This window comes from Pseudideonella sakaiensis (assembly GCF_048320135.1).
In the GTDB taxonomy this organism is placed as follows: domain Bacteria; phylum Pseudomonadota; class Gammaproteobacteria; order Burkholderiales; family Burkholderiaceae_C; genus Ideonella_A; species Ideonella_A sakaiensis_A.
Genome location: NZ_CP182947.1, coordinates 4,523,880 through 4,546,998 on the forward strand (window position 1 = coordinate 4,523,880; position 23,119 = coordinate 4,546,998).

17 protein-coding genes are annotated in these 23,119 nt (G+C 69.5%); 9 read left to right on the top strand and 8 right to left on the bottom strand.

From position 1 onward, the window contains the following. Positions 1–7 precede the first annotated feature (7 nt). The 6 genes from ACNH6H_RS20760 to ACNH6H_RS20785 all read left to right on the top strand — a co-directional run bounded on the left by ACNH6H_RS20760 (position 8) and on the right by ACNH6H_RS20785 (position 12,659). A complete protein-coding gene (locus tag ACNH6H_RS20760; RefSeq protein ID WP_418320185.1) occupies positions 8–4,327 on the top strand; it encodes a hypothetical protein in 4,320 nt (1,439 codons plus the stop codon). Continuing rightward, positions 4,324–5,730 (top strand): hypothetical protein, encoded by a 1,407-nt coding sequence (locus ACNH6H_RS20765; RefSeq protein WP_418320186.1) that lies wholly within the window; start codon positions 4,324–4,326, stop codon positions 5,728–5,730. Before ACNH6H_RS20760 ends, ACNH6H_RS20765 begins: the two co-directional genes overlap by 4 nt. Further along, positions 5,730–7,685, top strand: coding sequence for an ATP-binding protein (locus ACNH6H_RS20770; RefSeq protein ID WP_418320187.1), 1,956 nt, complete (start codon positions 5,730–5,732; stop codon positions 7,683–7,685). Before ACNH6H_RS20765 ends, ACNH6H_RS20770 begins: the two co-directional genes overlap by 1 nt. Beyond that, positions 7,685–11,746, top strand: coding sequence for an eCIS core domain-containing protein (locus ACNH6H_RS20775; RefSeq protein WP_418320188.1), 4,062 nt, complete (start codon positions 7,685–7,687; stop codon positions 11,744–11,746). The genes ACNH6H_RS20770 and ACNH6H_RS20775 overlap by 1 nt, the downstream gene beginning before the upstream one ends. 26 nt (positions 11,747–11,772) lie before the next feature. After that, entirely contained in the window at positions 11,773–12,180 is a 408-nt protein-coding gene (locus tag ACNH6H_RS20780) for a hypothetical protein (protein ID WP_418320189.1), read from the top strand. A gap of 182 nt (positions 12,181–12,362) precedes the next feature. Beyond that, on the top strand, positions 12,363–12,659 hold the full coding sequence (locus tag ACNH6H_RS20785) for a hypothetical protein (RefSeq protein ID WP_418320190.1): 297 nt from the start codon (positions 12,363–12,365) through the stop codon (positions 12,657–12,659). 39 nt (positions 12,660–12,698) lie between these two features. Here ACNH6H_RS20785 and ACNH6H_RS20790 read toward each other — a convergent pair whose 3' ends face one another. Further along, a complete protein-coding gene (locus tag ACNH6H_RS20790; protein WP_418320191.1) occupies positions 12,699–13,973 on the bottom strand; it encodes a CynX/NimT family MFS transporter in 1,275 nt (424 codons plus the stop codon). A 164-nt stretch (positions 13,974–14,137) separates the two neighbouring features. On the opposite strand from ACNH6H_RS20790, the gene ACNH6H_RS20795 reads away from it, so the two are divergent. Beyond that, entirely contained in the window at positions 14,138–15,874 is a 1,737-nt protein-coding gene (locus tag ACNH6H_RS20795; RefSeq protein WP_418320192.1) for an IlvD/Edd family dehydratase, read from the top strand. Positions 15,875–15,893: 19 nt separating this feature from the next. On the opposite strand, the gene ACNH6H_RS20800 is transcribed toward ACNH6H_RS20795, so the two are convergent. Then, the gene (locus tag ACNH6H_RS20800) at positions 15,894–16,070 is read right to left on the bottom strand and encodes a DUF3563 family protein (protein ID WP_418320193.1); all 177 of its coding nucleotides are present in this window, start codon (positions 16,068–16,070) and stop codon (positions 15,894–15,896) included. 169 nt (positions 16,071–16,239) lie between these two features. Between ACNH6H_RS20800 and ACNH6H_RS20805 the strand changes: the two genes are divergently transcribed. After that, positions 16,240–17,220, top strand: a complete 981-nt coding sequence (locus ACNH6H_RS20805) for an ATP-dependent 6-phosphofructokinase (protein WP_418320194.1) — start codon at positions 16,240–16,242, stop codon at positions 17,218–17,220. A 21-nt stretch (positions 17,221–17,241) separates the two neighbouring features. Here the strand turns inward: ACNH6H_RS20805 and trxC are convergent, their stop codons facing one another. The 4 genes from trxC to ACNH6H_RS20825 form a co-directional block, all read right to left on the bottom strand. Then, positions 17,242–17,670: a thioredoxin TrxC gene (gene trxC, locus ACNH6H_RS20810; RefSeq protein WP_418320195.1), complete on the bottom strand. Its 429-nt coding sequence runs from the start codon at positions 17,668–17,670 to the stop codon at positions 17,242–17,244. 59 nt (positions 17,671–17,729) lie between these two features. Continuing rightward, complete coding sequence (locus ACNH6H_RS20815; RefSeq protein WP_418320196.1) at positions 17,730–18,716, bottom strand: aldo/keto reductase; 987 nt, start codon at positions 18,714–18,716, stop codon at positions 17,730–17,732. Between the two features lie 30 nt (positions 18,717–18,746). Continuing rightward, complete coding sequence (locus ACNH6H_RS20820) at positions 18,747–19,436, bottom strand: substrate-binding domain-containing protein (protein ID WP_418320197.1); 690 nt, start codon at positions 19,434–19,436, stop codon at positions 18,747–18,749. Between the two features lie 79 nt (positions 19,437–19,515). Beyond that, positions 19,516–19,995, bottom strand: coding sequence for a MarR family winged helix-turn-helix transcriptional regulator (locus ACNH6H_RS20825; protein WP_418320198.1), 480 nt, complete (start codon positions 19,993–19,995; stop codon positions 19,516–19,518). Between the two features lie 219 nt (positions 19,996–20,214). Between ACNH6H_RS20825 and ACNH6H_RS20830 the strand changes: the two genes are divergently transcribed. Next, positions 20,215–20,706, top strand: coding sequence for a hypothetical protein (locus tag ACNH6H_RS20830; protein WP_418320199.1), 492 nt, complete (start codon positions 20,215–20,217; stop codon positions 20,704–20,706). Positions 20,707–20,726: 20 nt separating this feature from the next. Here the strand turns inward: ACNH6H_RS20830 and ACNH6H_RS20835 are convergent, their stop codons facing one another. Continuing rightward, entirely contained in the window at positions 20,727–21,977 is a 1,251-nt protein-coding gene (locus tag ACNH6H_RS20835) for a multidrug effflux MFS transporter (RefSeq protein ID WP_418320200.1), read from the bottom strand. Continuing rightward, positions 21,970–23,001 carry an isocitrate/isopropylmalate dehydrogenase family protein gene (locus ACNH6H_RS20840; protein ID WP_418320201.1) on the bottom strand — a complete coding sequence of 344 codons (1,032 nt, stop codon included), beginning with the start codon at positions 22,999–23,001 and terminating at the stop codon, positions 21,970–21,972. The genes ACNH6H_RS20835 and ACNH6H_RS20840 overlap by 8 nt, the downstream gene beginning before the upstream one ends. Positions 23,002–23,119 lie beyond the last annotated feature (118 nt).

The window sequence follows — 23,119 nt, forward strand, 5'->3', positions numbered from 1 at the left end:
GAAGCTGATGCAGATACGCCAACCATCGGGCCGCAATCTGTTGCGCGCCGCCGGCGAAATCCCGGTCGCGGTGCAGCCGCGGCTGGTCGGCCGCGTCGATGCCGGCGAGCAGCGCCGGATGAACGCGTTTGCCGGGCGCGCGCTGACCGCGCCGCTGCTGCATGCCGAGCAGAACCAGCGCAGCCGGCGCATCGCCTTGCTCAATCGCGCGCTCAGCGCGGGTGTCGTCGAGGGCCTCGCGCTGGCCTTCTTCGAAGCCGACATCGCGCCGATCGGCAGCGTCGCCGACCCGGCACCCGAAGCACTTGACCTGGACACACCGCGGCGGATGACGCTCGACGCCGGCCTCGCGCTGGCCGCCAACGGCGAGGAGGTGGCGGTGCCGATGGCGCTGGACTTCGACGCACTCGACCTGCCGGTGATGGCGCCGGGCTGGCTGCTTGCCGGCGAGACGCCGCTGCCGGGCCCGGCCGATGCCGACGGCTCGGCGCTCGATTCGCGCCACCTTGGCCTGCCCCTGCGCGACGAACTCGCCGCCGGCCATCAGGTGCCGCGTGTCGGCATCGTCGTGCTCGAGCCGGTCGAACATTGGCAGGTCGAGGGCGCCGACCCCTTCGACCAGTGCGAACGCGACCTCGAGGCCGAGGCCTTCGAGGACCAGCAGCGCCGCGATGCCGGCCGGCTGGTCTACTACGCCTGGCCCGACGAATGGCTGGCGTCGCGCGCGCCCGATGCGGCGTGGCGGAACCGGCTCGCCTGGCAGATCTTCGGCCGCGAAGCGCAACTCGGTGTCGCGCAGGCCATGCCCTGGCATCGCATCGGCGTGCCGCTGGCGCTGGTCGCATTCAATGCCGCGTGGCAACCGCTGTTCGCCGACCGCGCCGCGGTGGTGCGTGCGGGCGGCCGGCCGCGCGGCCAGGCACTGCTCGCCGCGGCGCGGCGCGCTGGTGACGATTCCGCACGGCGCATCGCCGCCAGCGGCGAGCGTTTTCTGTGGCAGGCACGCATCGAGCAGTTGTCGGAGCACCTTGCCGAAGCGAGTCTGGCCGGCGCGGACATCGCTGCGATGCGTGCGCAACTGCGGTTGCTGCCGCCAGCCGGGCTGCTGCCGATCGACGCGGTCGACGTGCGGGCGCGGCGCAACCACTTCTTTCCGCCGACGCTGGACCTGTTTGCCGCGCCGGTGCCGCTCGAGCAGCTCGACCTGCTGCTCGAGGAGGCGGCCGGCCTCGGGGCGATCGACCTGTCGATGCGCGATCGGCTGAGTGTGTTCGTTCCGGTGCCGCAGGCGGTCTTCGAACCCGATCTGCTGGTCATCGAACAGGCCGACCCGACCGGCGAGATCGGCCGCACGCTGTCGCGCTTCGTCGACGTGCGCGCCGACTGGCTGCGCCGCCGGCAGAACCTGCGCGGCAAGCAGCATCAGCTGAGGCTGGGCGTCGACGGCAGCGAAGGCACGCCACCACTGGCCGAGGCGAGTGACGATCCGCTGCGGCTGGAAGACGAAAGCCTGGCGCCGACGGTGCCGGCGCCGGCCGGATTGCTGCACCGCTCGGCGCTGGTTTCGGGCCTGCACCAGCATGTGCTGGAAGCAGCGCCGACGCCGTTGGAGGTGGCGGCCGATGGCACCTTGTACGCCTGGGTGCAGATCGACCGCGAGAATCCGCCGCAGCAACTGATGCTGCAGTTCTTCGCCGCCAGCTGGGAGCACCGCGCCTACTGGGGCGCCAACAAGATTGGCTGGGGCAGCGACGGCACCGCGTCGCGGCGGCTGCAGTCGGTCGAGCTGCCACCGGCGGGCGTCTGGACACGGCTGGCTGTGCCTGCCGCAGACCTGGGTCTCGGCGACAAGCCGATCACCGGCATCGCCTTCACGCTGTTCGACGGGCGCGCCTGTTTCGGCCCGGCGGGCACGCTCGATGGTTCTACCGAAACCGTCTGGCTCGACGAGGACTTGCTGAGCGACAGCACGGCACGCGGCAGCGGCGAAGGCTGGGATCTGGTTCCGCTACCCGAGCGCGACGCCCCGTTCGAAGCGGCCTTCGGCACACGGGCAGTTGAGAAAAATTTCGAGGCCGAAGCGGTCGCCGAACTGCTGGCCGGCGAAGACGTCAAGTCGCTGAAGATCATCCCGCCTGGCACCGACCGCGCCGCCGCACCGACGCTGGCGACGCTGATCGGCACCCAAGGCCTGAGCGCAACGGTGGCTGACCTGGCGGCGCGCGTCGACGAGGCCGACGATGCATTGAACCTCGGTTATCTGCGTGTGCAGACCGACCTGTACCGGCTGCGCCAGTCGGTGCTGAAGCAGAGCCAGGCGACGCGTTTTGCGGTATCGCCGGCGCTGACGCAGATCGCCGACCTCGACAACGCGACCGCGACGCGCGAGCAACTGGCCGATTTCTACCAGGATGTGCGCGCCGACAAGACGATCCTGAAGCGCGATTCGTCGCCGACCGCGCCGACGCCTGCGCCGGCGCCGCGTGCCAGCGCCGCAGCGATCGGCGGTATCGGCAGCACGACCGTGTTCAGCAACACCGGATTCGGCGCCGGGGTGCGGGCAACACCGGCTCCCGCGCCAGCGGTTTTTGGTGGCGTGGTGACCGAGCGGCTCGATGCCGGTCTGGTTTCCGGCGTCTTTGCGAAGGCACCCGCGCCGAGCGTCGGCACCATCATCGGCGCCGATGCACTGACCGGCAAGGCCGAGATCCGAACGACCTCGATCGCGGCGCGGATGGAGCGGCCGCGTTCGATCGAGGCCAAGGATTTCACCGTCGCGACGCGAGCCGACATCATCAGCAAGCTGGCGGCGCTCGGCCTCGACATGGACGACCTCGACGTGCACGGCATCGCCGACGAAGGCAAATTCGACAGCACCGGCCAGCCGCTGCGCGGCGAGGCGGTCAAGCTGTCTGCGCTGCGCGCGAACAATTTCGCAGCGGTGCTGCGCGACCCCGACCCCGAAGCCGACAAGGCCGACGAGGCGGCGTTCTTTTTCAGCGGCGTCGACCTGTCCGACTACACGGTGGCGCTGCTGCGCAACGCCGAAGGCATCGTGCGCCGCTACCGCGATGCGCTGGAGCGCATGCGCAAGACGCTGGAGACGACGCAAGGCCTGCTGCGCGACATCAACTCGCGGCTGGGCGTGGTCGCGCGCGAACTGGCCGAAGCGCGCCAGGACGTCGCAACCGCACGTGCACTGCTGGCCGAGGACGAACAGCGTGCGCGAGATCTCAACGCACACCGCGACGAGGTGATTGCCGAACACGTCAAGTTCCTCGCCTATTCGCGGGTCCGGGTTGCTGCGCGCAGCGTCGATTCGCCGTCGCGCTGGCTGGACTCCGCGCTCGAACCCGACGTCGTGCCGGCCTGCCTGGCTGCGCACGACAACCCGCCCGACGATGTGTTGGCGATGCTGGCGCTGCTGCGGCGCGCTCCGCTCGACTGGTTCCCGGCGATGCGCCCGCACCTGCAACTGATCGACCAACCTGCGCTCGCCGACCGTCTGATCGCTGCACTGCAAACGCCGGTGGCCTCGACATTGGCGTTGAACACCAGCGCGCCCGCGAAGCAGGCGTCGATGCTGGCGCTGCGTGCCCAGTCCGACAGCGTGATGCTGGCGCGCGCCACGGCGCTGCCGCAGGCGCAGGCCGCGCTGCAGGCCGGCGCCGGCGTGCGTGCCAAGGTCGACCTGTTTGCCCGCGCGGCCAGCCTCGGCGACCTGCTCGGCGGCGCGGCCGAAAGCAGCGAACTGAAACGCCGCGCTGCGGCCGAGTTCGAGCGCATCGAAAGCATCGCCGCCTGCCTCCACGAGCGGCTGTCGCGGGTGCGCGCGGCGATCCGTCTGCAATGGGCCGAGGCCTACAGCCAGTTCGATGCGGCGCGCGGCCAGGCCGACCTCGGTGATCTGAGCGGTCTGCCGCGCTTCGGTGAACTGCCGCGCGAAGAACGCGAGGACCTGCGCGAACTCGCCGCCTGGCTGCAGGGCCGCGCCGACCGCAACAATCCGCAGGCGGTGGCGCTGCTCGCCGACCTGGTGCGGGTCTGCCTGCTCGCCGCCAGCCATTCGCCGACCGGCGAACTGGTCGCCGGTCGCATCGTGCGCCCGCTGCCGCTGAACCCCGGCCTGCGCCTGGATGTGCGCGCGCTGCTGCCCGACCGGGTGCGCATCGGCATGCAGCTGCAGTTCTTCGAAGCCAACGAGGTGGCGGCGCGCGCGGTGGTCGAGGACCTCAGCGGCGATGTCGCTTCGGTGCGCGTGACGCAGACGGTGCGCGCGAATCTGGCCACCAGTCTGGCCACGACGGTGAATTTCCTGACGCGATGAGCAGCAACGACCTGAATGTTCGACGGCTGCGGCTCGAGTTGCCGCACGACATGTCCGCGCATGCACTGCGATCGCGCGTCGAGGACGCGTTGCGCATCGCGTCGATGCCGACTTCGCTGGCGCATCGCTTCGTGCTGCTGCGCCGGCTGCGGCTGGTGCTGCCTCGCGAAGCCAGTGCGCAAAGCCTGGCGCTGCAGCTCGAGCGTGAATGGCGCGCCATCGAATCGCTGGCGCAGCCGATGGCCAGCGCATCGGCCGATGCGCCAGTGGTGTGGGCTGCGCACGAGGCCGAGGCGCGCCTGCTGCTGCTGCAGCGCTGGCTGGATGGGCGCGACACCGGGGCCTGGTTCTGGCAGCGCCTGCTACCGACAACACACCCGGCGCTGCCGCTCGCCTTGTGCCTGCAGGTGTTGCTGTTCGAGCCTCTCGAGAACGAGCCGGCGCATGCCGCCTTGGCGGTTGGCCAGCGCGCCGAGCTGTGGCGCGAGGCACTGCCGCGAATCGAGGCTGCAGGGCAGATGCCGGCGTTGATGGCTGTGCTGTCGGTGGACGAGCACAAGGCTTTGCTGGGCTTTGTCGCCAAGTCACCGCCTGCCAAGGGTCGAGCGACCGCGGCAGTGCAGGCGCGGCGCGCCGAAGCCGATGCATCGGTGTCGCCGCGAAATGAAGCGAGCGCAGCGTCATCGGCGCGCGCCAGCCTGGTCCCGCGCCTGCCATTCGAACAGCCTATCGACGACGAAGGAAGCGCCGACACGCCTGCTCGGCCGTCTGGCGAAACGGATGATTCAAGGTTTCTGGTTCCGGCCAGACCAACGCCGCTGGTCGCTGATGTGGCTGCCCCGCAACTTGTAGCCGAAGCGCCCGCTGTGCATGGCACCTCGACCGAACGCACAGCCGCCGAGACCAAACCGACGCAGCATCCCGCCGAGCCAGCGCCATCGGCTGTTGCCGAATTCGACGGCGCCCTCGACACCGCCTGGGCCGGCCTGTGGTTTCTGCTGCCGCTGCTGCTGCGCCAGGGACTGTCGCAGCAGCCCCAACCTGCACGGTTGTTCGCGGCGATCCTGCAGCTGGCGGTCGAGCACCATCGCCTGGATGCAACGGCGCGAAGCTGGGTCGAGCAGGTCGCGCACCACGCCGATCTCGACGAAGCCGCGATGTCGGCGCTGCGTCCGGCGGCCGCCGGCGCATGGCGTCATGCACGCGTGATTTGTGTCCGCGAAGCGCGGCTGCCGCTGCGCCGCGTGCTGCACCGGCCCGGCCGGGTCTGGCTGGCGCCGCACCGCGTCGATCTGACGCTGCCGCTGCAGCACGTCGATGTGCGCATCCGCCGCGCCGGTTTCGACATCGACCCGGGTTTTGTGCCGTGGCTCGACAGCGTGATCCGTTTCCACTACCTCTGATGAACGCACCCGCCTCCGAAATCGAACAAGGCCAGCTCGGTTGCCGCGATCTCGCGTTGGCGGCATTCGGCGCGCTGTTGCAGGCTGCACCGCCACAGGACGCACCCGAGGCGCGTTTTCTGCACGAGGCCTGGCAACGTGCTGGCGGTGCGGACTGGCCGCAGCAGGTGGCGCACTCGCTGGCAATGCCGCCGGCGCACGATGCCTTGCTGATTCGCGCCGCCGAGCAGCTGCAGCTGCAACCGGTCGAGGTGCTCGCGATGGCGCTGGCCGCCGCGGTCGAGGACGATCCGCTGGTCGGCCGGCTGATGGCCTGGCTGCAGGCACCGGTGGCCAGTGCGCGCCCGAGCCTGGCCTTGCTGGCGCGGGCCTTTGCGCCCTTGTGCGCGAGCGGGCGCAGCGACGCCCAGGCCGAGGCCGAGACGCTGTACGCGCTGGCCTTCGGTGCGGCCGTGCGATCCGGTGCGCTGCTGCTCGACGCCGACGACCGGCCGCTGTGCGAACGTGGCCTGCGAATCCAGGCGCCGCTGGCTGCCGCCTTGGCCGGCATCGAGACCGACTGGCCCGGCGCACCGGGTGCGCAGCCGGCCGGCGCCGATGGCCTGGACGCCGACGCGCTCGATCGATGGGCGAAGCGGTTGGCAGCCAGCGATGGCGCCGGCCTGCTGATCCGCAGCGCCAGCACGGCCGAGGCGCAGGCCGTCGCCGCCGCGCTCGCCGCACGGCTGGGCGTGCGGCCGGCCTGGTGGGGCAGGGAGCTGCCGCCGGGTGCCGATTTGTGGATGTCGCTGGGCTGCCGGCTGCCGGTATTTCTCTTGCCTGCGGCGCCTGGCGAGGTCGTGTGTATGCCGCCGCTACGCCATCACACCGGGCCGGTGCTGGTGCTGGCAGGTCTGGACGGCAGCATCCGCCGTGACGACGGCGTGCTTGCCGAATGGCGGGTGCCACGCGCGACGCTGGCGGTGCGCGAAGCACTGTGGCGCGATGCGCTCGGCGACAGTCCGGCGGCGACCCAGGCGGCGCGCCGCTACCGCGCCGCACCGGCTCAGGCGGCCGAACACGCTCGGCTGGCACAACTGCTGGTCGCCGGCGAGGCGGCAAACGCAGGTATCGGCGATCGCATCGCGCAGGCGGCGCGGCTGAGCTCGGCCTGCCGCGCACTGGAAGCGCTGGCGATGCCGCTGCCTGAACCGGTCTGCGACCAGGCGCTGGTCGTCGCCGACGGCGTGCGCGCCGAACTGCAGCGCGTGCTGCAGCGCTGCGAGCAGCGCGAGACGCTGCACGAGCGGCTCGGCGCCGCCGCGCGCACCCGAGCATGCGAAGGTGTGCGGCTGCTGTTCACCGGTGCCTCCGGCACCGGCAAGTCGCTGGCCGCGCAGTGGCTGGCATCGCGTCTCGGTCTGCCGATCTATCGCGTCGACCTGTCGTCGATGCTGAGCAAGTGGATCGGCGAGACCGAAAAAAACCTGGCCGAGCTGCTGGCACGCGCCGAGCATGCCGATGTGCTGCTGCTGTTCGACGAGGCCGACGCGCTGTTCGGCAAACGCACCGAGGTGGCGTCGGCCAACGACCGCTTTGCCAATGCGCAGACCAACTACCTGCTGCAGCGCATCGAGACGCATGGCGGCATCGTCGTGCTGACCGCCAACAGCCGCAGCCGCTTCGACCCGGCGTTTGCGCGCCGGCTCGACTTCATCGTCGACTTCAGCGCGCCCGACGCGCAGGCGCGGCGCGAACTGTGGCGGATGCACCTCGGCGAGGCCAGCGACTGCGACGATGCCGCGATCAACCGGCTCGCGGCGCGCGTCGACCTCGCCGGCGGCAACATCCGCAACGCGGTGCTCGCAGCGGCCGCCAGCGCCGGATCGCGCGGCGAGCCGATCGGCATCGACGACATCGGCGCCGGCGTGCGCGCCGAATTCCGCAAGCTGGGCCGCACGCCACAGGAGTTCTGATGCCGACGCTGGCCGCGCCCGCGAGCCGCTCCGCAGCGTCGGAAAACGAGCGGCGCAGCCGAAGTGGCCGCAGCAACGCTCCGCCATCGACGCAGCCGCGTGCCGCAACTGCGCGAGCCCCGCCGGCGGCGCAACGTGCGGGCCTGCCGCGTTATCTGCAGCGTGACGGTGCCGGCCAGCCCTTGCCGCAGCCCGTACGCCGCGACATGGAGCAGCGTTTCGGCGAACCGCTCGGTGGCGTGCGCGTTCATGCCGACGGTGCTGCGGCTGCGTCCGCCCGCACGATCGGCGCACGCGCCTACACGCACCGGCAGGACGTGGTTTTCGGCGCCGGCGCCTACGACCCGCAATCGCGCGCCGGACGCGGCCTGCTGGCCCATGAGTTGACGCATGTGGTGCAGCAGAAGCGCGCCGGCGCCGCGCTGCAGCCCAGCGTCGCCGACGGCGGTGCGCGCCGCGTGCCGGCGGGCGGAGATGCAGCCGAGCGCGAAGCCGAGCTCAATGCACGAAAGGTGCACACGCCGGCGCCGCTGACGGCCACGCAGTTGCCGACCCAAGCCGTGCAGGCCGACCTGCTCGACAAGTTGGGCGATGCGGCCGGCGCGGTCGGCGGCGCGGTGGTGGACGCCGGTGGCGCGGTGGTCGATGCCGGTGGTGCGGTCGTCGACGCGGCCGGCGAAGCGATCGGCGACGTCGCGATGGCGCTGGTCGAACGGGTGGCGCCCGAGCTGGCGCCGATCATCCGCCAGGGTCCGATGGCCTGGCTGCGCGACATCGTGGCCCAGGCCTTCGACGGCATCGCCGCGGTGCTGAACCGGCTCGATCCGAGCGGCACGCTGGCCGGCATGCTGGAGTTGTTCACCGGCCTGGTCTCGCGTGCCGCCGGCATCGTTGCCGCGCTGGCGTCGGGCGACTGCCAGCCGCTGCTCGCTGCGATCGGCCAGCTGAAGAATTTCGTCACCGAGGTCGCCGGCGAAGCCTGGGACCGCCTGAGTGCCTTCTTCGCACCGGTCGGGCAGTTCTTCAGCGACCTGTGGGCCGGCTACGGCGCGCCCGCGGTCGAGTGGCTGCAGCAGTTTGCCGGCGGTGTGTGGGAGAGCGTCCAGCAGTTCGGCACCGACATCTGGAACTGGACCGCGCCGGTGCGCAATGCGGTCGGCGATGCCTGGGGCTGGGTCAAGGAGCAGTTGTTCGGACCGGAAGATGCCGGCAGTGGCGACAGCTCCGACGGCATCATCGGCTGGGTCACGACCAAGGCCGGCGAAGCCTGGGACTGGGTCAAGGAGCAGACGCGTCCGGTCTGGCAACCGATTTCGAACGCCGCCGACCGCGTGGCCGAACTGCTGCCGCCGCCATTCCTGCAGGGCCTGGGCGAGCAGATGCAGGGCCTGTCGGCCGAACTGGAGACGGCCGAAGGCGCGATGGAAGGCGGCGGCGCGGTGGCCGAGAACCGCGAGACGCTGGCCAGCGTGCTGCCCAGCGTGTCACGCATCATCGGCGGCGTGCGCGGCGTCATCGTCGGCGCGGGGCAGTGGCTGACGGCGAAGATCGGCAGCTTCAGTGCCGGTATCGCCGCGCTGATGGGCGCGCTGCGCGGCAGCAGCCTGCTGGGGGCGCTGGCCGGCGCGCTCGGCTGGCTGGAAAGCGCAGCCGAGCGGCTGATCGTCTGGGTGCAGTCGGGTGTCGGCGCGCTGTTCGAGCGCGTGCTCGGCGCCTTCGATGCGCTGTCGCCGTTCGTCGAAGCCGCCGCCGGCGTCGCGCGCCGCTTGATCGGCGTGGTCGGCAACCTGCTGCGGCTGCCGCAGCTGATCCTCAGCACGGTGTGGGAGGCCATCCCCTGCTGCATCCGCGAGCCGATCAAGAATTTTGTTCTGCAGCAGATCCTCGGCCGCATTCCGGTCTTCGGCCAGTTCTTCACCGACCCGACGCTGTGGCCACGGGTGCAGGCCACTGCGATGCGCATCCTGCGCCAGGTCTTCGTCGATGGCGACATCCCGCGCGCGGCGTGGAGTTTTTTCCAGGCGGTGCTCGGCGTGCTCGGCGTGCCGGCGCAACTGGTCGTGCAGATCCTGCGCAAGGCGGCCACCGCGATCGGCGACATCCTGACCAACCCGATCGGTTTCCTGCTCAACCTGCTTGGCGCTGTGCGCACCGGTTTCGGCCTGTTCTTCAGCAACATCCTGACCCACCTGCTCGGCGGCGTCACCGGCTGGCTGATGGGCCAGGTGCGCGACGCCGGCATCACGCCGCCGGCCGACTTCTCGCTGCGTTCGATCCTCGGCTTTGTGCTCGACGTGCTCGGCGTCACCGCCCAGCGCATCTGGGCCAAGCTGGAGCGCCGGCTCGACCCGGCGACCGTCGCGCGGCTGCGCGCGATGCTGAGCGCGGCCACCGGCGTCTGGCGCTTCGTCTACCTGCTCGTCACGCAGGGCCCGGCCGCGTTGTGGGAAGAGATCCAGGGCCAGCTCGGCGACCTTTGGCAGACCGTGCTGACCGGCGTCATCGGCTGGATCAGCACCCGTGTCATCGACCGCGCAGTGCGCTGGCTGATGAGCCTGCTCGACGTGACGGGCATCATGCCGGTGATCAACGCGCTGATCGCGATCTACAACGCGATCGAATCCTTCTTCCAGTATCTGAGGCAGATGCTGGAGATCGTCTCGCGCGTGCTCGACGGCATCCTCGGCATCGCGCGCGGCGCGATCGAAGCGGCGGCCGGCTTCCTCGAAGGCGCGCTGGCGCGCGCGCTACCGGTGGCGATCGGTTTTCTCGCCAACCAGTTCGGGCTCGGGCGCCTCGGCGAACGCATCCGCGAGTTGCTGGAACGTGTGCAAGGCGTCGTCGACCGCGCACTCGACTGGCTGGTCGACCGGGCGATCCGGCTCGGCCAGAGCCTGATCGCGCTGGCGCGGCGCGGTGCCTCGGCGGTCGGCAGCGCGGTGCGCAACCTGCGCGAATGGTGGCGCAACCGCTTCGGCTTCACCGCGGCCAACGGCGAGCGCCACGAGTTGTATTTCACCGGTGAAGGCGCCGCTGCGCAGCTGACGATCGCCTCCGAACCGAAATCGTTCAGCGCCTTCCTCGACGAGCAGGAGGCCGGTGCCGATGCCGCGAAGCGCACCCGCATCGAGACCGCACGCACGACCCACCGCAGCCTGCTGGCGAAGATGCGCACCGCGGTTCCCGCCGGAGCAGCCGCCGGCGCCGGCCCCGCCGACGCGGATGCCGCCGAAATCGTTCGACTGACCCACGAGCTGGCCGGGATCGCTCGCGAGCTGATTGGCGGCGACGCCGCCAGCGCATCGACCGCGCCGGTGTTCGGCGGACTGCAAGGCGGCATGGGGCGATCGGTGCGGGTCGATCGGCTGACCTCGGTCCATCCGCCGGGCGACCAGCCGAGCGTCAGCGGCGGCCTGTGGGACACCCTCGGCCGGCGCCGCCAGGGGGGAACCACCTACTACATCATGGGGCATCTGCTGAATCACCATCTCGGCGGCACAGGCTCGTCGTGGGCCAATCTGACGCCGATGACGGGGTCGATGAACACGACCTTCTCGAGCCGCTTCGAGGAACGGGCCAAGCAGCGCGTGCACGACCAGAACGTCGCGCTGCGCTTCGAGGCCTCGGTCCGCTTCGGTCGCGGTGCGCGCACTGCCGAGCAGCAGCGCCTGCGCGCCACCGCCAATCCCGACGACGCACTGGTCGCCGACATCATCGCCGCCGAGCAGCATGTGCCGACGCAGGTCAGTGCCAGCGCAGCCGACCTCGGCGATGGACCGCCAGGGACCAGTCCGGTGGCACCGTTCAACGAGACGCACACCATCGTCGACGACCCGGACCTCTACGACGTGACCGGCACGCCGCGCCAGCCGGCCTATGTCAGCGAGATGAGCGACGCGCAACTGGCGCAGCACTGCGCCGTGCCGGGGCCACCCCGGCCGGGCTTCCCGAACCGCCCGTGGCGCAGCGTCGCCGCACTGATCGCCAATACCGGAACCAGCCGCAACTGGGACGAGATCGTTGCCTCGACCAACGCACGGCTGCGTCTTTACCGGCAGTAGAACGCTGCCATCGACATCAGCGAAAGATGATCAACAACACCGCCCAGACCACATCCCCACCCACCGCGCCGACCACGACCGACCGCGTGCCAATGCGTGCGCTGTCCGAACCCTATGCCTTCGCGCTGCTGCAGTGGCCGGCGCTGCTCGGCGTGCTGTCGCTCGAAGGCGACGGCTTCGCCTGGCTGGTCTTGCGCATCGCGCTGGGCGCCGTCGCCGCGCTGGCGATCATCGGCGCCTACACCGGCCATCGCGGCCTCGGCTTCGGCAACGCGATGCTGGCCTGTTGCGGCTGCGTGGCCGCGGCCTGGTGGACCTGGCCGACGCCCTGGAGCCTGGCCTGGCTGGCGCTGCTGGCGCTGTTGATGCTCGCGGCGCAGGGCCTGCGCTTGCGCGATCTCGCGGCCGACAAGCGGCGGCCCGCAACGACCTAGCCGCTGCCATCGACTCTCGCTGCGAAGCCGCGCAGCACGTTTTCGCGCTGGCCGGGTCGAAGTGTGCAGAAAGCCTACGGTGCGCTTCCCTTTGCAGCCGCGCCGGGCGCGGAACAGTTAAAATTCCGGCCAACACGAGTGCCCATGTCCTGCATGGCGCACTTTTTTTTATCTCGTGCTTTGTGCCGTCGATCGTCGTCCGGCACAGGCAAGCTGCCTTTCAAACCAACACCATGACCACCTCGGCCGCCTCCGTATTCGACCAACTGCTGTGCCCCGACACCATCGCCGATCGACTGAAAAGCTCGACTGCATTGCAAGCCCTGCCGACACGGTCCAACAAGTCCGACACCCATCCGCGGCACGTCAGCATCGACCTGCGCGAGGCCGATGGCAAGATCGACCTCGAGATGGACGCAGCGCTGGCGCGGAAGAAGCCCAGCACGCCGAAGCCGAGGGTGGCCGCGGCAAACCATTGACGCCGTGGCCGGCTCGCGGATCGCCTGCTGCTGATCGCTTCACGGCTTGGCGCTGGATGTCGAACGTGTTGGCGCATCGGCCGCGAGCAGCCTTGCAATTCCCGCGGTCAACAGCAGTCCGAGCAGGCTGAACGCGGCGGTCACCAGCCAGGTAGACTGCCAGCCACCAGTCGCCACGGCCATCCACGCGACGAGCGGCGGGCCGCCGAACTGGCCGAGCGCAGACCACTGCTGGACCCAGCCGACCGTGGCCGAGATGCTTCCTTCGTCGGGTGCGACCCGCATCGCCAGCACGAACAAGGTGGCAGGGATCAGACCACCGAACGCAGAGAACATCAGCACCGCGCCATAGCGCAGGCCGGCCGGGATCGGCACGCCGGCACCGAAGCCGGCAAAGGCGATGGCGGTGGCGAGGCCCATCACGACGAAGCCGGTGCTCATCAGCCGGGTCGGTGGTGCGCCGCGATGCAGCAGACGGCCCGCGGCAATGTTGCCGATCATGTTGGCCGCAGCCGCCAGCGCGGTCAGCGCGCCGGCGACGGTGCCGGCGACGCCGGCCTCGGCATAGACGGTCGGCAGGAATCCGATCACTGCAAGCCACTGGCCCGAATACATCGCAAACGCCATCGCCACCAGCCACGGCCCCGGCGCAGCCAGCGTCGAACCGAGCCGCGCGACCCAGCGCGGTCCCGTTTGGCTGCGCATCGCAGGTCCGCTCGGTCCAGCGGTGACTGCCGCAGCCAACCAGATCGCCATTGCCACCGTCAGCGCGGCCAGGCCCCACCACCAGACTCGCCAACCCGCCAGCGCGATGACCCACGGGCCCGCGAGCAGCGCAATCGCGGTCGCCAGTGGCATGTAGGCGCCCCACAGCCCCAGCATCTTGCTCAGCCGCGCCGGCGCGACCAGCCTGCGCACCAGCGCCGGCGCGGCGAGCACGACGAGCAGAAAGCCGAAGCCTTCGGCCGCACGCAGCACCATCAGTGTCGTGGCATCGTCGGCCGCTCCGCCGAGCGCACTCGCCAGCGCGAGGATTGCCAAGCCGAAAAGCATGCTGCGCCGCGGCCCCAGGCCGTCGGCGAGCGCACCGAAGGCCACCCCCGCGGCCATGCCGGCGGCTTGAACGAGCGAGAGCAGAAAACCGGCCTGCATCAGACTCAAGCCGAGCGCCGCCTGCAGCGCGGTGATGGCAGGTGGCAGTTTGCCGACGTGCAACGCGGCGCAGACGCCGGCGAGGATGGCCACCAGCGCGGGATCGAATCGCGCGGCGGGCAGTTCGGACGACACGTGACTGGTGGCAGGGGTGGCTCTCACGGCCGCCAGTGTGCCTGCACCGGTTTGCCCGGCCATGGCCAGAGCGACGGCGAGGATCTGCAACGCCATTGCCGCCGCACCTGTACCGGGCGCTGCGTGGCCACAGCGTCAGCTCGGTGCCCGCTTGGCGCACACTGGCGGTCCCGCCATTTCGCAATCGAGGCATGACTGCACCGAGCAACCCCAAGGGCCTGCGCAAGGGCCTGACCCACTACGGCGACAGCGAGTTTTCGCTGTTCCTGCGCAAGGCCTTCATCAAGGGCGCGGGCTACACCAACGATGCGCTCGACCGGCCGATCATCGGCATCGTCAATACCGGCAGCGGCTTCAATCCCTGCCACGGCAATGCGCCGCAGCTGATCGAGGCGGTCCGGCGCGGCGTGATGCTGGCCGGCGGCATCGCGATCGATTTCCCGACGATCTCGGTCCACGAGAGTTTTGCCTTCCCGACCAGCATGTATCTGCGCAACCTGATGGCGATCGATACCGAGGAAATGCTTCGCGCCCAGCCGATGGATGCGGTGGTGCTGATCGGCGGCTGCGACAAGACCGTGCCGGCGCAGCTGATGGGTGCGTTGTCGGCCGGCGTGCCGGCCATCCAGCTCGTCACCGGCTCGATGCTGACCGGATCGAGCGAAGGCCAGCGGGTCGGTGCCTGCACCGACTGCCGGCGTTTCTGGGCAGCCTTCCGCGGTGACGATATCGATGCGAAACGGATCGCGGCGGTCAACGAGCAGCTGGTGGCCAGCGTCGGCACCTGTTCGGTGATGGGCACAGCCAGCACGATGGCCTGCATCGCCGAGGCGCTCGGCATCATGCTGCCCGGCGGTGCGTCGCCGCCGGCGGTCACCGCCGACCGCATCCGCATCGCCGAACGGAGCGGCGCCTGCGCGGTGCGGATGGCGGCCGAGGGTCTGACGCCGCAGCGCATCCTGACCGCGCAGGCCTTCGAGAATGCGCTGCGCGTGCTGCTCGCAATCGGCGGCTCGACCAATGCGCTGATCCATCTGACCGCGATCGCCGGCCGGGCCGGCATCGATGTCGATCTCGATGCGCTGGACCGGATCAGCGAACAGACACCGGTACTGGTCGACCTGAAACCGTCGGGCGAGCACTACATGGAGGATTTCCACCACGCCGGCGGCATGCCGGCGCTGCTGCGCGAGTTGCGGCCGCTGCTGCACCTCGACGCAATGACGGTGACCGGACGCAGCCTCGGCGAGGAAATCGATGTGGCCGCGCCTGCCTTTGCGCAGCAGGTGATCCGGCCGCTGCACGATCCGGTCTATCGGTCCGGCGGCCTGGCGGTGCTGCGCGGCAACCTGGCGCCGGCGGGCGCGATCATCAAGCGTTCTGCAGCGTCGCCGGCCTTGATGGAATTCGAGGGCAGGGCGGTCGTCTTCGACGGCCTGCAGGATCTGGCATCACGGATCGACGCCGACGACCTCGACGTCGAAGCCGACGATGTGCTGATCCTGAAAAACATCGGTCCGATCGGCGCGCCCGGCATGCCGGAGGCCGGCCTGATCCCGATTCCGAAGAAGCTGGCGCGGCGCGGCGTCAAGGACATGCTGCGGATTTCGGACGGCCGCATCAGCGGCACCGCCGCCGGAACCATCGTTGTCCACGTGACGCCGGAGGCCGCGGTCGGCGGCCCGCTGGCGCTGGTTCGCAGCGGCGACCGGATCCGGATCAGCCTGGCCGCACGCAGCCTCGAGATGCTGGTCGACGAGGCCGAACTGACGGCCCGCAAAACGGCCTTCAGGCCGGCAGCCGATGCGGGGGACAGTCGTGGCTATCGACGGCTGTTCCTGCAATCGGTGACACAGGCCGACCAGGGCTGCGATTTCGATTTTCTGCGCGCGGCCGAACGTTCCGGCTCGGTGCCGGCGGCCGACTGAACGCCGCCGGAATCTGCTCTCAGTGCAGGCCGAAGCCCAGTGAAGGCTGCGGGCCGCGGTTGCGGGCGTCGATCTCGCGCATCCGCCGCTCGAGGTCGCGGATATCGACTGCTTCGGCGAGGTAGTTGTCGTCGCGCTCCCGCTGCGACTGCATCACCGGCAACCAGCGCCGGATCGATTCGTAAAGGTATTTCATCTCAATCTTCTGTATCGTCGTTTGGACGCCGATTCTAGGGAAAACCCTAGGAGCGTGTCGGCTGCTGCCGAATGCCCCCAAGAATCGGCTTGCCGACGCTTGACGTGGGTCAAGCCTGCGCCAGTGCGGCGGCTGGAAGATCAATTGATCGAGGCATTCGGGAGGCGAGATGGCGGCGGTTCAGAAGGTGGCGGTATTGACCAGCGGTGGTGATGCACCAGGCATGAATGCGGCGATCCGCGCCGTCGTGCGCGCCGGCATCAGCCGCGGCGCCGAGATGTTCGGCGTCGAGCATGGCTATACCGGGCTGATGTCGGGCTCGCTGACGCGGCTCGGCGCGCGCGACGTCGGCGGCATCATCCAGCGCGGCGGCACGATGCTCGGCACCACCCGCTGCGCCGAACTGAAGACGCCGGCCGGGCTAGACAAGGCCGTCGCGACGCTGCGCGAGCTGGGGATCAGCGGGCTGGTCGTGATCGGCGGCAATGGCTCGCAAAGCGGCGCGGCGGCGCTGGACGCCAAGGGCGTCGCGGTGGTCGGCGTCGCATCGACGATCGACAACGATTTGTATGGCACCGACATCACGATCGGCGCGACCACCGCCGCCGACATCGCGCTCGAGGCGATCGACCGGCTGCGTGTGACCGCTGCATCGCACCAGCGCGCATTTCTGGTCGAGGTGATGGGCCGCCAGTGCGGCTATCTCGCATTGATGGCCGGCATTGCCGGCGGCGCCGAGGCGATCCTGGTTCCGGAGGTCGAGACCGATCCCGAAACGGTCGCCCGCGAATTGTGCGAGGCGAGGGAGCGCGGCAAGAGCCATGCGATCGTCGTCGTCGCCGAGGGCGCCCGCTACAACGCGGCCAGCCTGGCCGAACATTTCAACACGCACGGCCAGCGGCTCGGCTTCGAGTTGCGCGTGTCGCTGCTCGGCCATATCCAGCGCGGCGGCAGCCCGGGTGTCTTCGACCGGATGCTGGCGACCCGCCTCGGCGCCGGCGCGGTCGAACGGCTGCTTGGCGGCCACCATGGTGAGCTGGTCGGGATGGTTGGCGGCAAGCTGGTGACGACGCGGCTCTCCGAGGTCGCCGGCCGCAGCCGGCCGGTCGATCCGCAGTGGATCGAGCTGGCGCGGATGCTTGCGGTCTGACCGCGATCGACTGGGCTGCGCCTATTGCCCGAACGCGACGATCTGCGCCGCCTGCGTCGCGCCGGCCTGGCGCGCCACCTCACGGCCGTGCTGCAGCCTGACCAGCGTCGGAATGCTGCGGATGCCGAAGCGCTGCGCGGTCTGCGGGCTGGCGTCGACATTGACCTTGGCCGTCAGCACACGGCCCTTCAACTGCCGCGATGCCTGATCGAACTGCGGCGCCATCGCATGGCAAGGCCCGCACCACGGCGCCCAGAAATCGACCAGCACCGGCAGATCGGTGCGGCTGGTGACGCGATCGAAATTGGCATCGTCGAGCTCGATCGGCGTGCCGTCGAGCAGCGCATTGCCGCAGCGTCCGCAGACCGGGCTTTCGCCGAGGCGTTCGGCCGGGATGCGATTCACCGCTTGGCAGTGGCTGCAGGCGACGTGGGGGGATGAGTTGTCCATCGGGACTATCTGGGTGGCACGGCGGCCAATTCAAGATCCGGTGTGTGACCGCGGATCGGTCAGAAGGTCTCGGTATCGATCTCGCGCCGCGTCGCTTCGGCATAACGGTTGCCGCTGACCGTCTGCTCGTTGATCAGCGCGTCGAGCCTTGCCATCATCTCGGCATTGATCCGCACCTCGGCCGCACCGAGGTTTTCCTGCAGATGCTCGATCTTCGTCGTGCCGGGAATCGGCACGACATGGTCGCCGCGCGCGAGCAGCCAGGCCAGCGCGAGCTGCGCCATCGTGCAGTTGGCGTCCCGTGCCAGGTGCTCGAAATCGTCGAGCAGCTTCAGGTTGGAGGCATAGTTGTCGGGTTCGAAGCGCGGCATGTTGCGCCGGATGTCCTTGTCGTCGAGGCCGCCGACATCGCGCAGCTTGCCGGTCAGGAAGGCACGCGCGAGCGGGCTGAATGCGACGAAGACAATGCCCAGCTCGCGGGTCGCTTCGAGCGTGCCGAGTTCGGCATTGCGCGTCCACAGCGAATATTCATTCTGCAACGCGGTGACCGGATGGACTGCATGGGCACGGCGCAGCGTCGCCGCCGACACCTCGGACAGGCCGATCGTGCGGATCTTGCCGGCGCGCACCAGGTCGGCGAGCGCGCCGACGCTGTCCTCGATCGGTACCTGCTTGTCCCAGCGGTGCAGGTAGTAGAGGTCGATCACCTCGGTGCGCAGCCGGCGCAGGCTGTCTTCGCAGGTTTTTTTCAGCGTATCCGGGCGGCCGTCGATCACCCGCTTGCCGTCGACACCCTGCATGCCGCATTTGCTCGCCAACGTGAATTTCGCGCGGTGCGGCGCCAGCGTGCGGCCGACCAGTTCCTCGTTCGCGCCAAAGCCGTACAGCGCGGCGGTATCGAACAGCGTGACGCCGAGGTCGAGCGCACGCAGCAGCAGCCGAGCCGCCTCTTCGGGCGGCGGCGGCGCGCCGTAGGCATGGCTCAGGTTCATGCAGCCGAGGCCGATCGCGGAAACCTGGAACGGGCCGAGTTGTCGTTGTTGCATTGTCTGGTCCAGTGGTGAACAGGAGGGGCCTCAGGCGGGCTCCATGCCGTTGTGTCGCTTGATCTGCGCGGTTTCCGGCGAGCGGAAAAATTCGAGCATCGCCCGCACCGCGTCGGGCTGCTTCGATGTTGCCGACAGGCCGGCCGAGAAGATCGTGATGATCTGGATCGCGCCGGGCAGCGGGCCGAGCACCTCGATACCCGGCAGGTTCATCAGCTCGCTCAATTGCTGGAAGCCGAGTTCGACCTTGCCGTCGGCGACCAGCGAACCGACCGGAATCCCCGGTGGCGCCTGCACGATCTTGCCGGCGATCTGCCCGGTGATGCCCCAGCGTTCGAACACCCTGGTCAGGTGGACGCCGCTTGGCCCGGTCGAATAGCTGATGCTGCGGGCGGCCAGCACGGCTTGCCGGACCGCCTCTTCGGAGCCGATGTCGATTTTCGGTGCCCCCTCCGGGACAGCTACCGCGACGCCGGACCTGACCAGGTCGACCTTGCTGCCGGCGATGACCTTGCCGGCTTCGGTCAACTGCTCGATCGCATTGGCCGCGAGTACGACGACATCGAAGGCTTCGTCGGCTCGGACGCGCCGGGCTGCATCGACGCCGCCGACCGATTCGGTCGTGACCGGTTGCCCGGATTGCCGCTGGTACTGCCGGGTCAGTTCGGCGAGCAGCTGGCGGGTTGCCATCGAAGAAATGATCGTGATTGGGGGTGCCATCGTCAGACCTCGGTCCGGTTGCCTGCTGCCGACGCCCGAGCGCCTGCAGGTCCGACTTTAGCGCCCGCAGGCCGGCCGGTCAGACAGCGTCCTCAGCGCCGTCCTGCGGCGCGAGCAAGGCCATCGAATCATCGATCAGCGCATGCAGCGCGAGCACACGTTCGGCGCCGAGCAGTTCGTTCATCGTCTGCTGGGCCACACGCCAGCGCTGCTTGGCCTCCGCGCGCTTGGCGCGCCCGGCGTCGGTGATGTGAACGAGGCGGCTGCGGCCATCGGCGCCGGCACCGAGTTCGACCCAGCCGGCGGCAATCAGCGGCTTCAGGTTGCGGGTCAGCGTCGATGCGTCCATCGCCATCGATTTCGCCAGATCGACCGGACGCACCGGGCTGAACTGCTGTACATGCGACAGCAGCGAATATTGCGTCGTCTTCAGGCCGACCTTGGCCATTTCCTCGTCGTAGCGCTGCGACACGCGGCGCAGCAGACGGCGCAGCTTGAAATTGGTACAGCCCTGTGCCTTCAACTGCGCGGCAATCGAGGGCGAGGGTTCAATGGCCATCAACCCAGTTTAGCTGCAAAGCTTGCATATGCATCAAGTCAGGGAGCCGTGGCCGGTCCCATCGGAGACGATTTGTTGCTTTTCGGGTGCTGGTCAGCTGTTGCGATCGCGGCTATCGTCGCCGCGATGCAACCCGCCATCTTTCCCATCGCCAGCCGGCCCGCCCGGGCGGGTCATCCTGTCCGGTCGGCGCGTGTCGCACTGTGGCCTGCGCTTGCCGTGCTGCTGTCAGCATGCGGCACGCTGGCACCACCGAACCCGCCATCGACCACCGCGCCGCCGCCGGCCGTCGATCGGCGGCCACCGCTCGAGCGGCGTGCCGCGTTGCCGGCGGCGCTGTCGGCCGAGCGGCAATGGCTGCAGTCGTGGTTCGACGGCACGCCGGTATTGATCGTGCAGCGCGGCGACGGTGCGATCGGCATCGACGTGCCGATCGACTTCTGTTTCGATCCGGGCCAGAGCAAGGTCAAGCCGGCGCTTGGTGCGGTGCTCGACAAGGTGGCCGAAAGCCTGCGCCGGGTCCGCGATGCGCGCCTGCCGGTGGTTGCGGCGCCGCCGGACGCCGACGGGCGGCGCGCACTGGCATTGCAGCGCGCTGACCAGGTGCGCCGCCACCTGCGCTCACGCGGTGTCGAGGCCGCGCGGCTCGGCCCGGCCAGCGCCGCCGAAATCTCCGCGGTGCAATTGCGCATCGACAGCGGCGACGACTGAGCAGGCCTGCGGCGGCCGCTTCAAGCCCGGTTTGCCGCCGAACGGAGTAGGCCGAGCAGCACCAGCGCCACCGTCGCGAGGCCTGCGCAGCCGAGCATCAGCAGTCCGAGGTTGGTTGCATCGTCGTGGTCGACGAGACCGACCGCGAAGCCGCCGAGCGCGCCGGTCAGCTGTTGCATCAGTCCCGCCACCGCGGCCGCCGATCCGGCCAGCGCCGGCAGCAGGCTGACGGTGCCGACCAGCACCGGCGGCACCAGGATGCCGTGGCCGAGGCCGAGCAGCGTCAGCGGCAGCGCAAACGCCAGCGGCGAATCGATGCCGACCATCGCCAGCGCCGTCATCAGCGCGATGCCGGCGATCGTCAGCGCCTGCCCGACGCCCATCAGCAAGCTGTCGCTGCGCCGCTGGATCAGCCGGCTGGTCAGGAAATTGCCGACGATGTACGACAGCGGCACCACCATGATGTAGTAGCCGATCGACTCCGGGCCGACGCCGAATCCGCCGAGCACCACCGGCGCGCCGGCGAGAAAGACATAGAAGGTCGCCGTCGTCATCCCGGCGATGACGACATAAAGCAGGAAGGCCGGTTCGTGCGCCAGCCGCGCATACGACGCTGCCATCGCGGCCAGCCAGCGCCTGTCCTGCTGCGGCGAGCGCTGATGCGCCGGCAGGCCGCGCCATGCGGCAACCAGCAGCAGCGCAGCAAGAACCGCCATCAGCAGGAAATTGGCCTGCCAGCCGAAACGCACATGCAGCTGTCCGCCGACGATCGTCGCCAGCGGCGGGCACAAGCCAAGCACCATGCCCATGTAGGCCATTACGCGGGTGCGCTCCGGGCCGACAAACAGGTCCTGCACCATCGCGCGGCCGACCACCATGCCGGCCGCGCTGCCGGCGCCTTGCACCAGCCGGGCCAGCGTCAGCGTCGTCAGGTCCGGCGCGGCGGCGGCCAGCAGCGAGCCGATGCCGGCCAGCAGCAGCCCGGCGATCAGGATCTTCTTGCGGCCGAACTGGTCCGACAGCGGCCCGTAGACCAGTTGCAGCCCGCCGTAGCTGACGACATAGGCGCTGAAGGTCAGTTGCACGTTGGCCTGGCTGGCGCCGAAGATCGCGCCCCACTGCTGCATCGACGGCAGGCAGATCGTCATCGCCAGCAGGCCGAATGCCAACTGGGCCAGCAGGTTGGCGATCAGCGGACCGCGCGGTATCGCAACGGCCGGCCCGGCAGCGTGATCCGCCGCCGGGCGCGGCAACGCCGCGTCGTCATCCATTGCGGATGCGTGCGACCAGCGCCTTCGTGAAGGCCTCGGTATTGGCGTTGCCGCCGAGGTCGCCGGTGCGGACCTTGTCGATGTTGACGGTGCCGTCGATCGCGTTGCGCAGCCGCGCCGCCAGGTCCGGCAATTTCGTGTGTTCGAGCATCAGCGCGGCTGCCAGCAGCAGCGCGGTCGGGTTGGCGATGCCCTTGCCGGCGATGTCCGGCGCCGAGCCGTGCACCGCCTCGAAGATCGCCGCATCGGTGCCGATATTGGCGCCCGGCGCCATGCCCAGGCCGCCGACCAGCCCGGCGACCAGGTCCGACAGGATGTCGCCGAAAAGGTTGGTTGTCACCAGCACGTCGAACTGCCAGGGGTTGAGCACCAGCTTCATCGCGCAGGCGTCGATGATCACCGAGTCGATCGCGATCTGGTCCTTGTATTTGCGCGCATGCAGGTCGTAGGCGGCATCGAGGAACAGCCCGGTCAGCGCCTTCATGATGTTCGCCTTGTGGACGATCGTGACCTTCTTGCGCCCCTGCGCGATCGCATGCTCGAACGCGAATTCGAGCAGCCGCAGGCTGCCCATCCGCGTATTGACGCCGGTGGCCATCGCGACCGCGCGTGGGTCGTTGCCGATCGGCACATAGTGCTCGTGGCCGATATAAAGGCCTTCGAGGTTTTCGCGGACGACGATCAGGTCGATGTCGTCGAAGCGGCCGCCCGGAATGATCGTGCGCGCCGGACGCAGGTTGGCATAAAGCTGGAATTCCTCCCGCAACCTGACGTTGGAACTGCGGAAGCCGCCGCCCGACGGCGTCTCGAGCGGGCCTTTCAATGCGAGACGGGTGCGGCGGATGCTGTCGAGCGTCGCCGCAGGCAGCGGGTCGCCGACCGCCTGCACGCCGCCGAGTCCGGCGGTCTGGTGATCCCAGTCGTAGGGCGCGCCGAGCGCATCGAGTGCGGCGAGCGTCGATTCGACGATTTCAGGGCCGATGCCGTCGCCGGCGATGAGGGTGGCGGGAATCCTGGTGGACATGGTCTGCTGGATGCTGGGTGGGGGCAAAGCATAACGCCGGGCCGCTGGCGCCGCGGGTGCGCGATGCCCCTGCGCGGCGCTGGCCGGGACTTGATCATTCGAGATCCAGGCGCCAGCA

Excerpts from the sequence above, each read along its gene's own strand:
- ACNH6H_RS20760 (WP_418320185.1), top strand. The coding sequence starts at position 8 with ATGCAGATACGCCAACCATCGGGCCGCAATCTGTTGCGCGCCGCCGGC.
- ACNH6H_RS20765 (WP_418320186.1), top strand. The coding sequence starts at position 4,324 with ATGAGCAGCAACGACCTGAATGTTCGACGGCTGCGGCTCGAGTTGCCG.
- ACNH6H_RS20770 (WP_418320187.1), top strand. The coding sequence starts at position 5,730 with ATGAACGCACCCGCCTCCGAAATCGAACAAGGCCAGCTCGGTTGCCGC.
- ACNH6H_RS20775 (WP_418320188.1), top strand. The coding sequence starts at position 7,685 with ATGCCGACGCTGGCCGCGCCCGCGAGCCGCTCCGCAGCGTCGGAAAAC.
- ACNH6H_RS20780 (WP_418320189.1), top strand. The coding sequence starts at position 11,773 with ATGATCAACAACACCGCCCAGACCACATCCCCACCCACCGCGCCGACC.
- ACNH6H_RS20795 (WP_418320192.1), top strand. The coding sequence starts at position 14,138 with ATGACTGCACCGAGCAACCCCAAGGGCCTGCGCAAGGGCCTGACCCAC.
- ACNH6H_RS20800 (WP_418320193.1), bottom strand. The coding sequence starts at position 16,070 with ATGAAATACCTTTACGAATCGATCCGGCGCTGGTTGCCGGTGATGCAG.
- ACNH6H_RS20805 (WP_418320194.1), top strand. The coding sequence starts at position 16,240 with ATGGCGGCGGTTCAGAAGGTGGCGGTATTGACCAGCGGTGGTGATGCA.
- trxC (WP_418320195.1), bottom strand. The coding sequence starts at position 17,670 with ATGGACAACTCATCCCCCCACGTCGCCTGCAGCCACTGCCAAGCGGTG.
- ACNH6H_RS20815 (WP_418320196.1), bottom strand. The coding sequence starts at position 18,716 with ATGCAACAACGACAACTCGGCCCGTTCCAGGTTTCCGCGATCGGCCTC.
- ACNH6H_RS20820 (WP_418320197.1), bottom strand. The coding sequence starts at position 19,436 with ATGGCACCCCCAATCACGATCATTTCTTCGATGGCAACCCGCCAGCTG.
- ACNH6H_RS20825 (WP_418320198.1), bottom strand. The coding sequence starts at position 19,995 with ATGGCCATTGAACCCTCGCCCTCGATTGCCGCGCAGTTGAAGGCACAG.
- ACNH6H_RS20835 (WP_418320200.1), bottom strand. The coding sequence starts at position 21,977 with ATGGATGACGACGCGGCGTTGCCGCGCCCGGCGGCGGATCACGCTGCC.
- ACNH6H_RS20840 (WP_418320201.1), bottom strand. The coding sequence starts at position 23,001 with ATGTCCACCAGGATTCCCGCCACCCTCATCGCCGGCGACGGCATCGGC.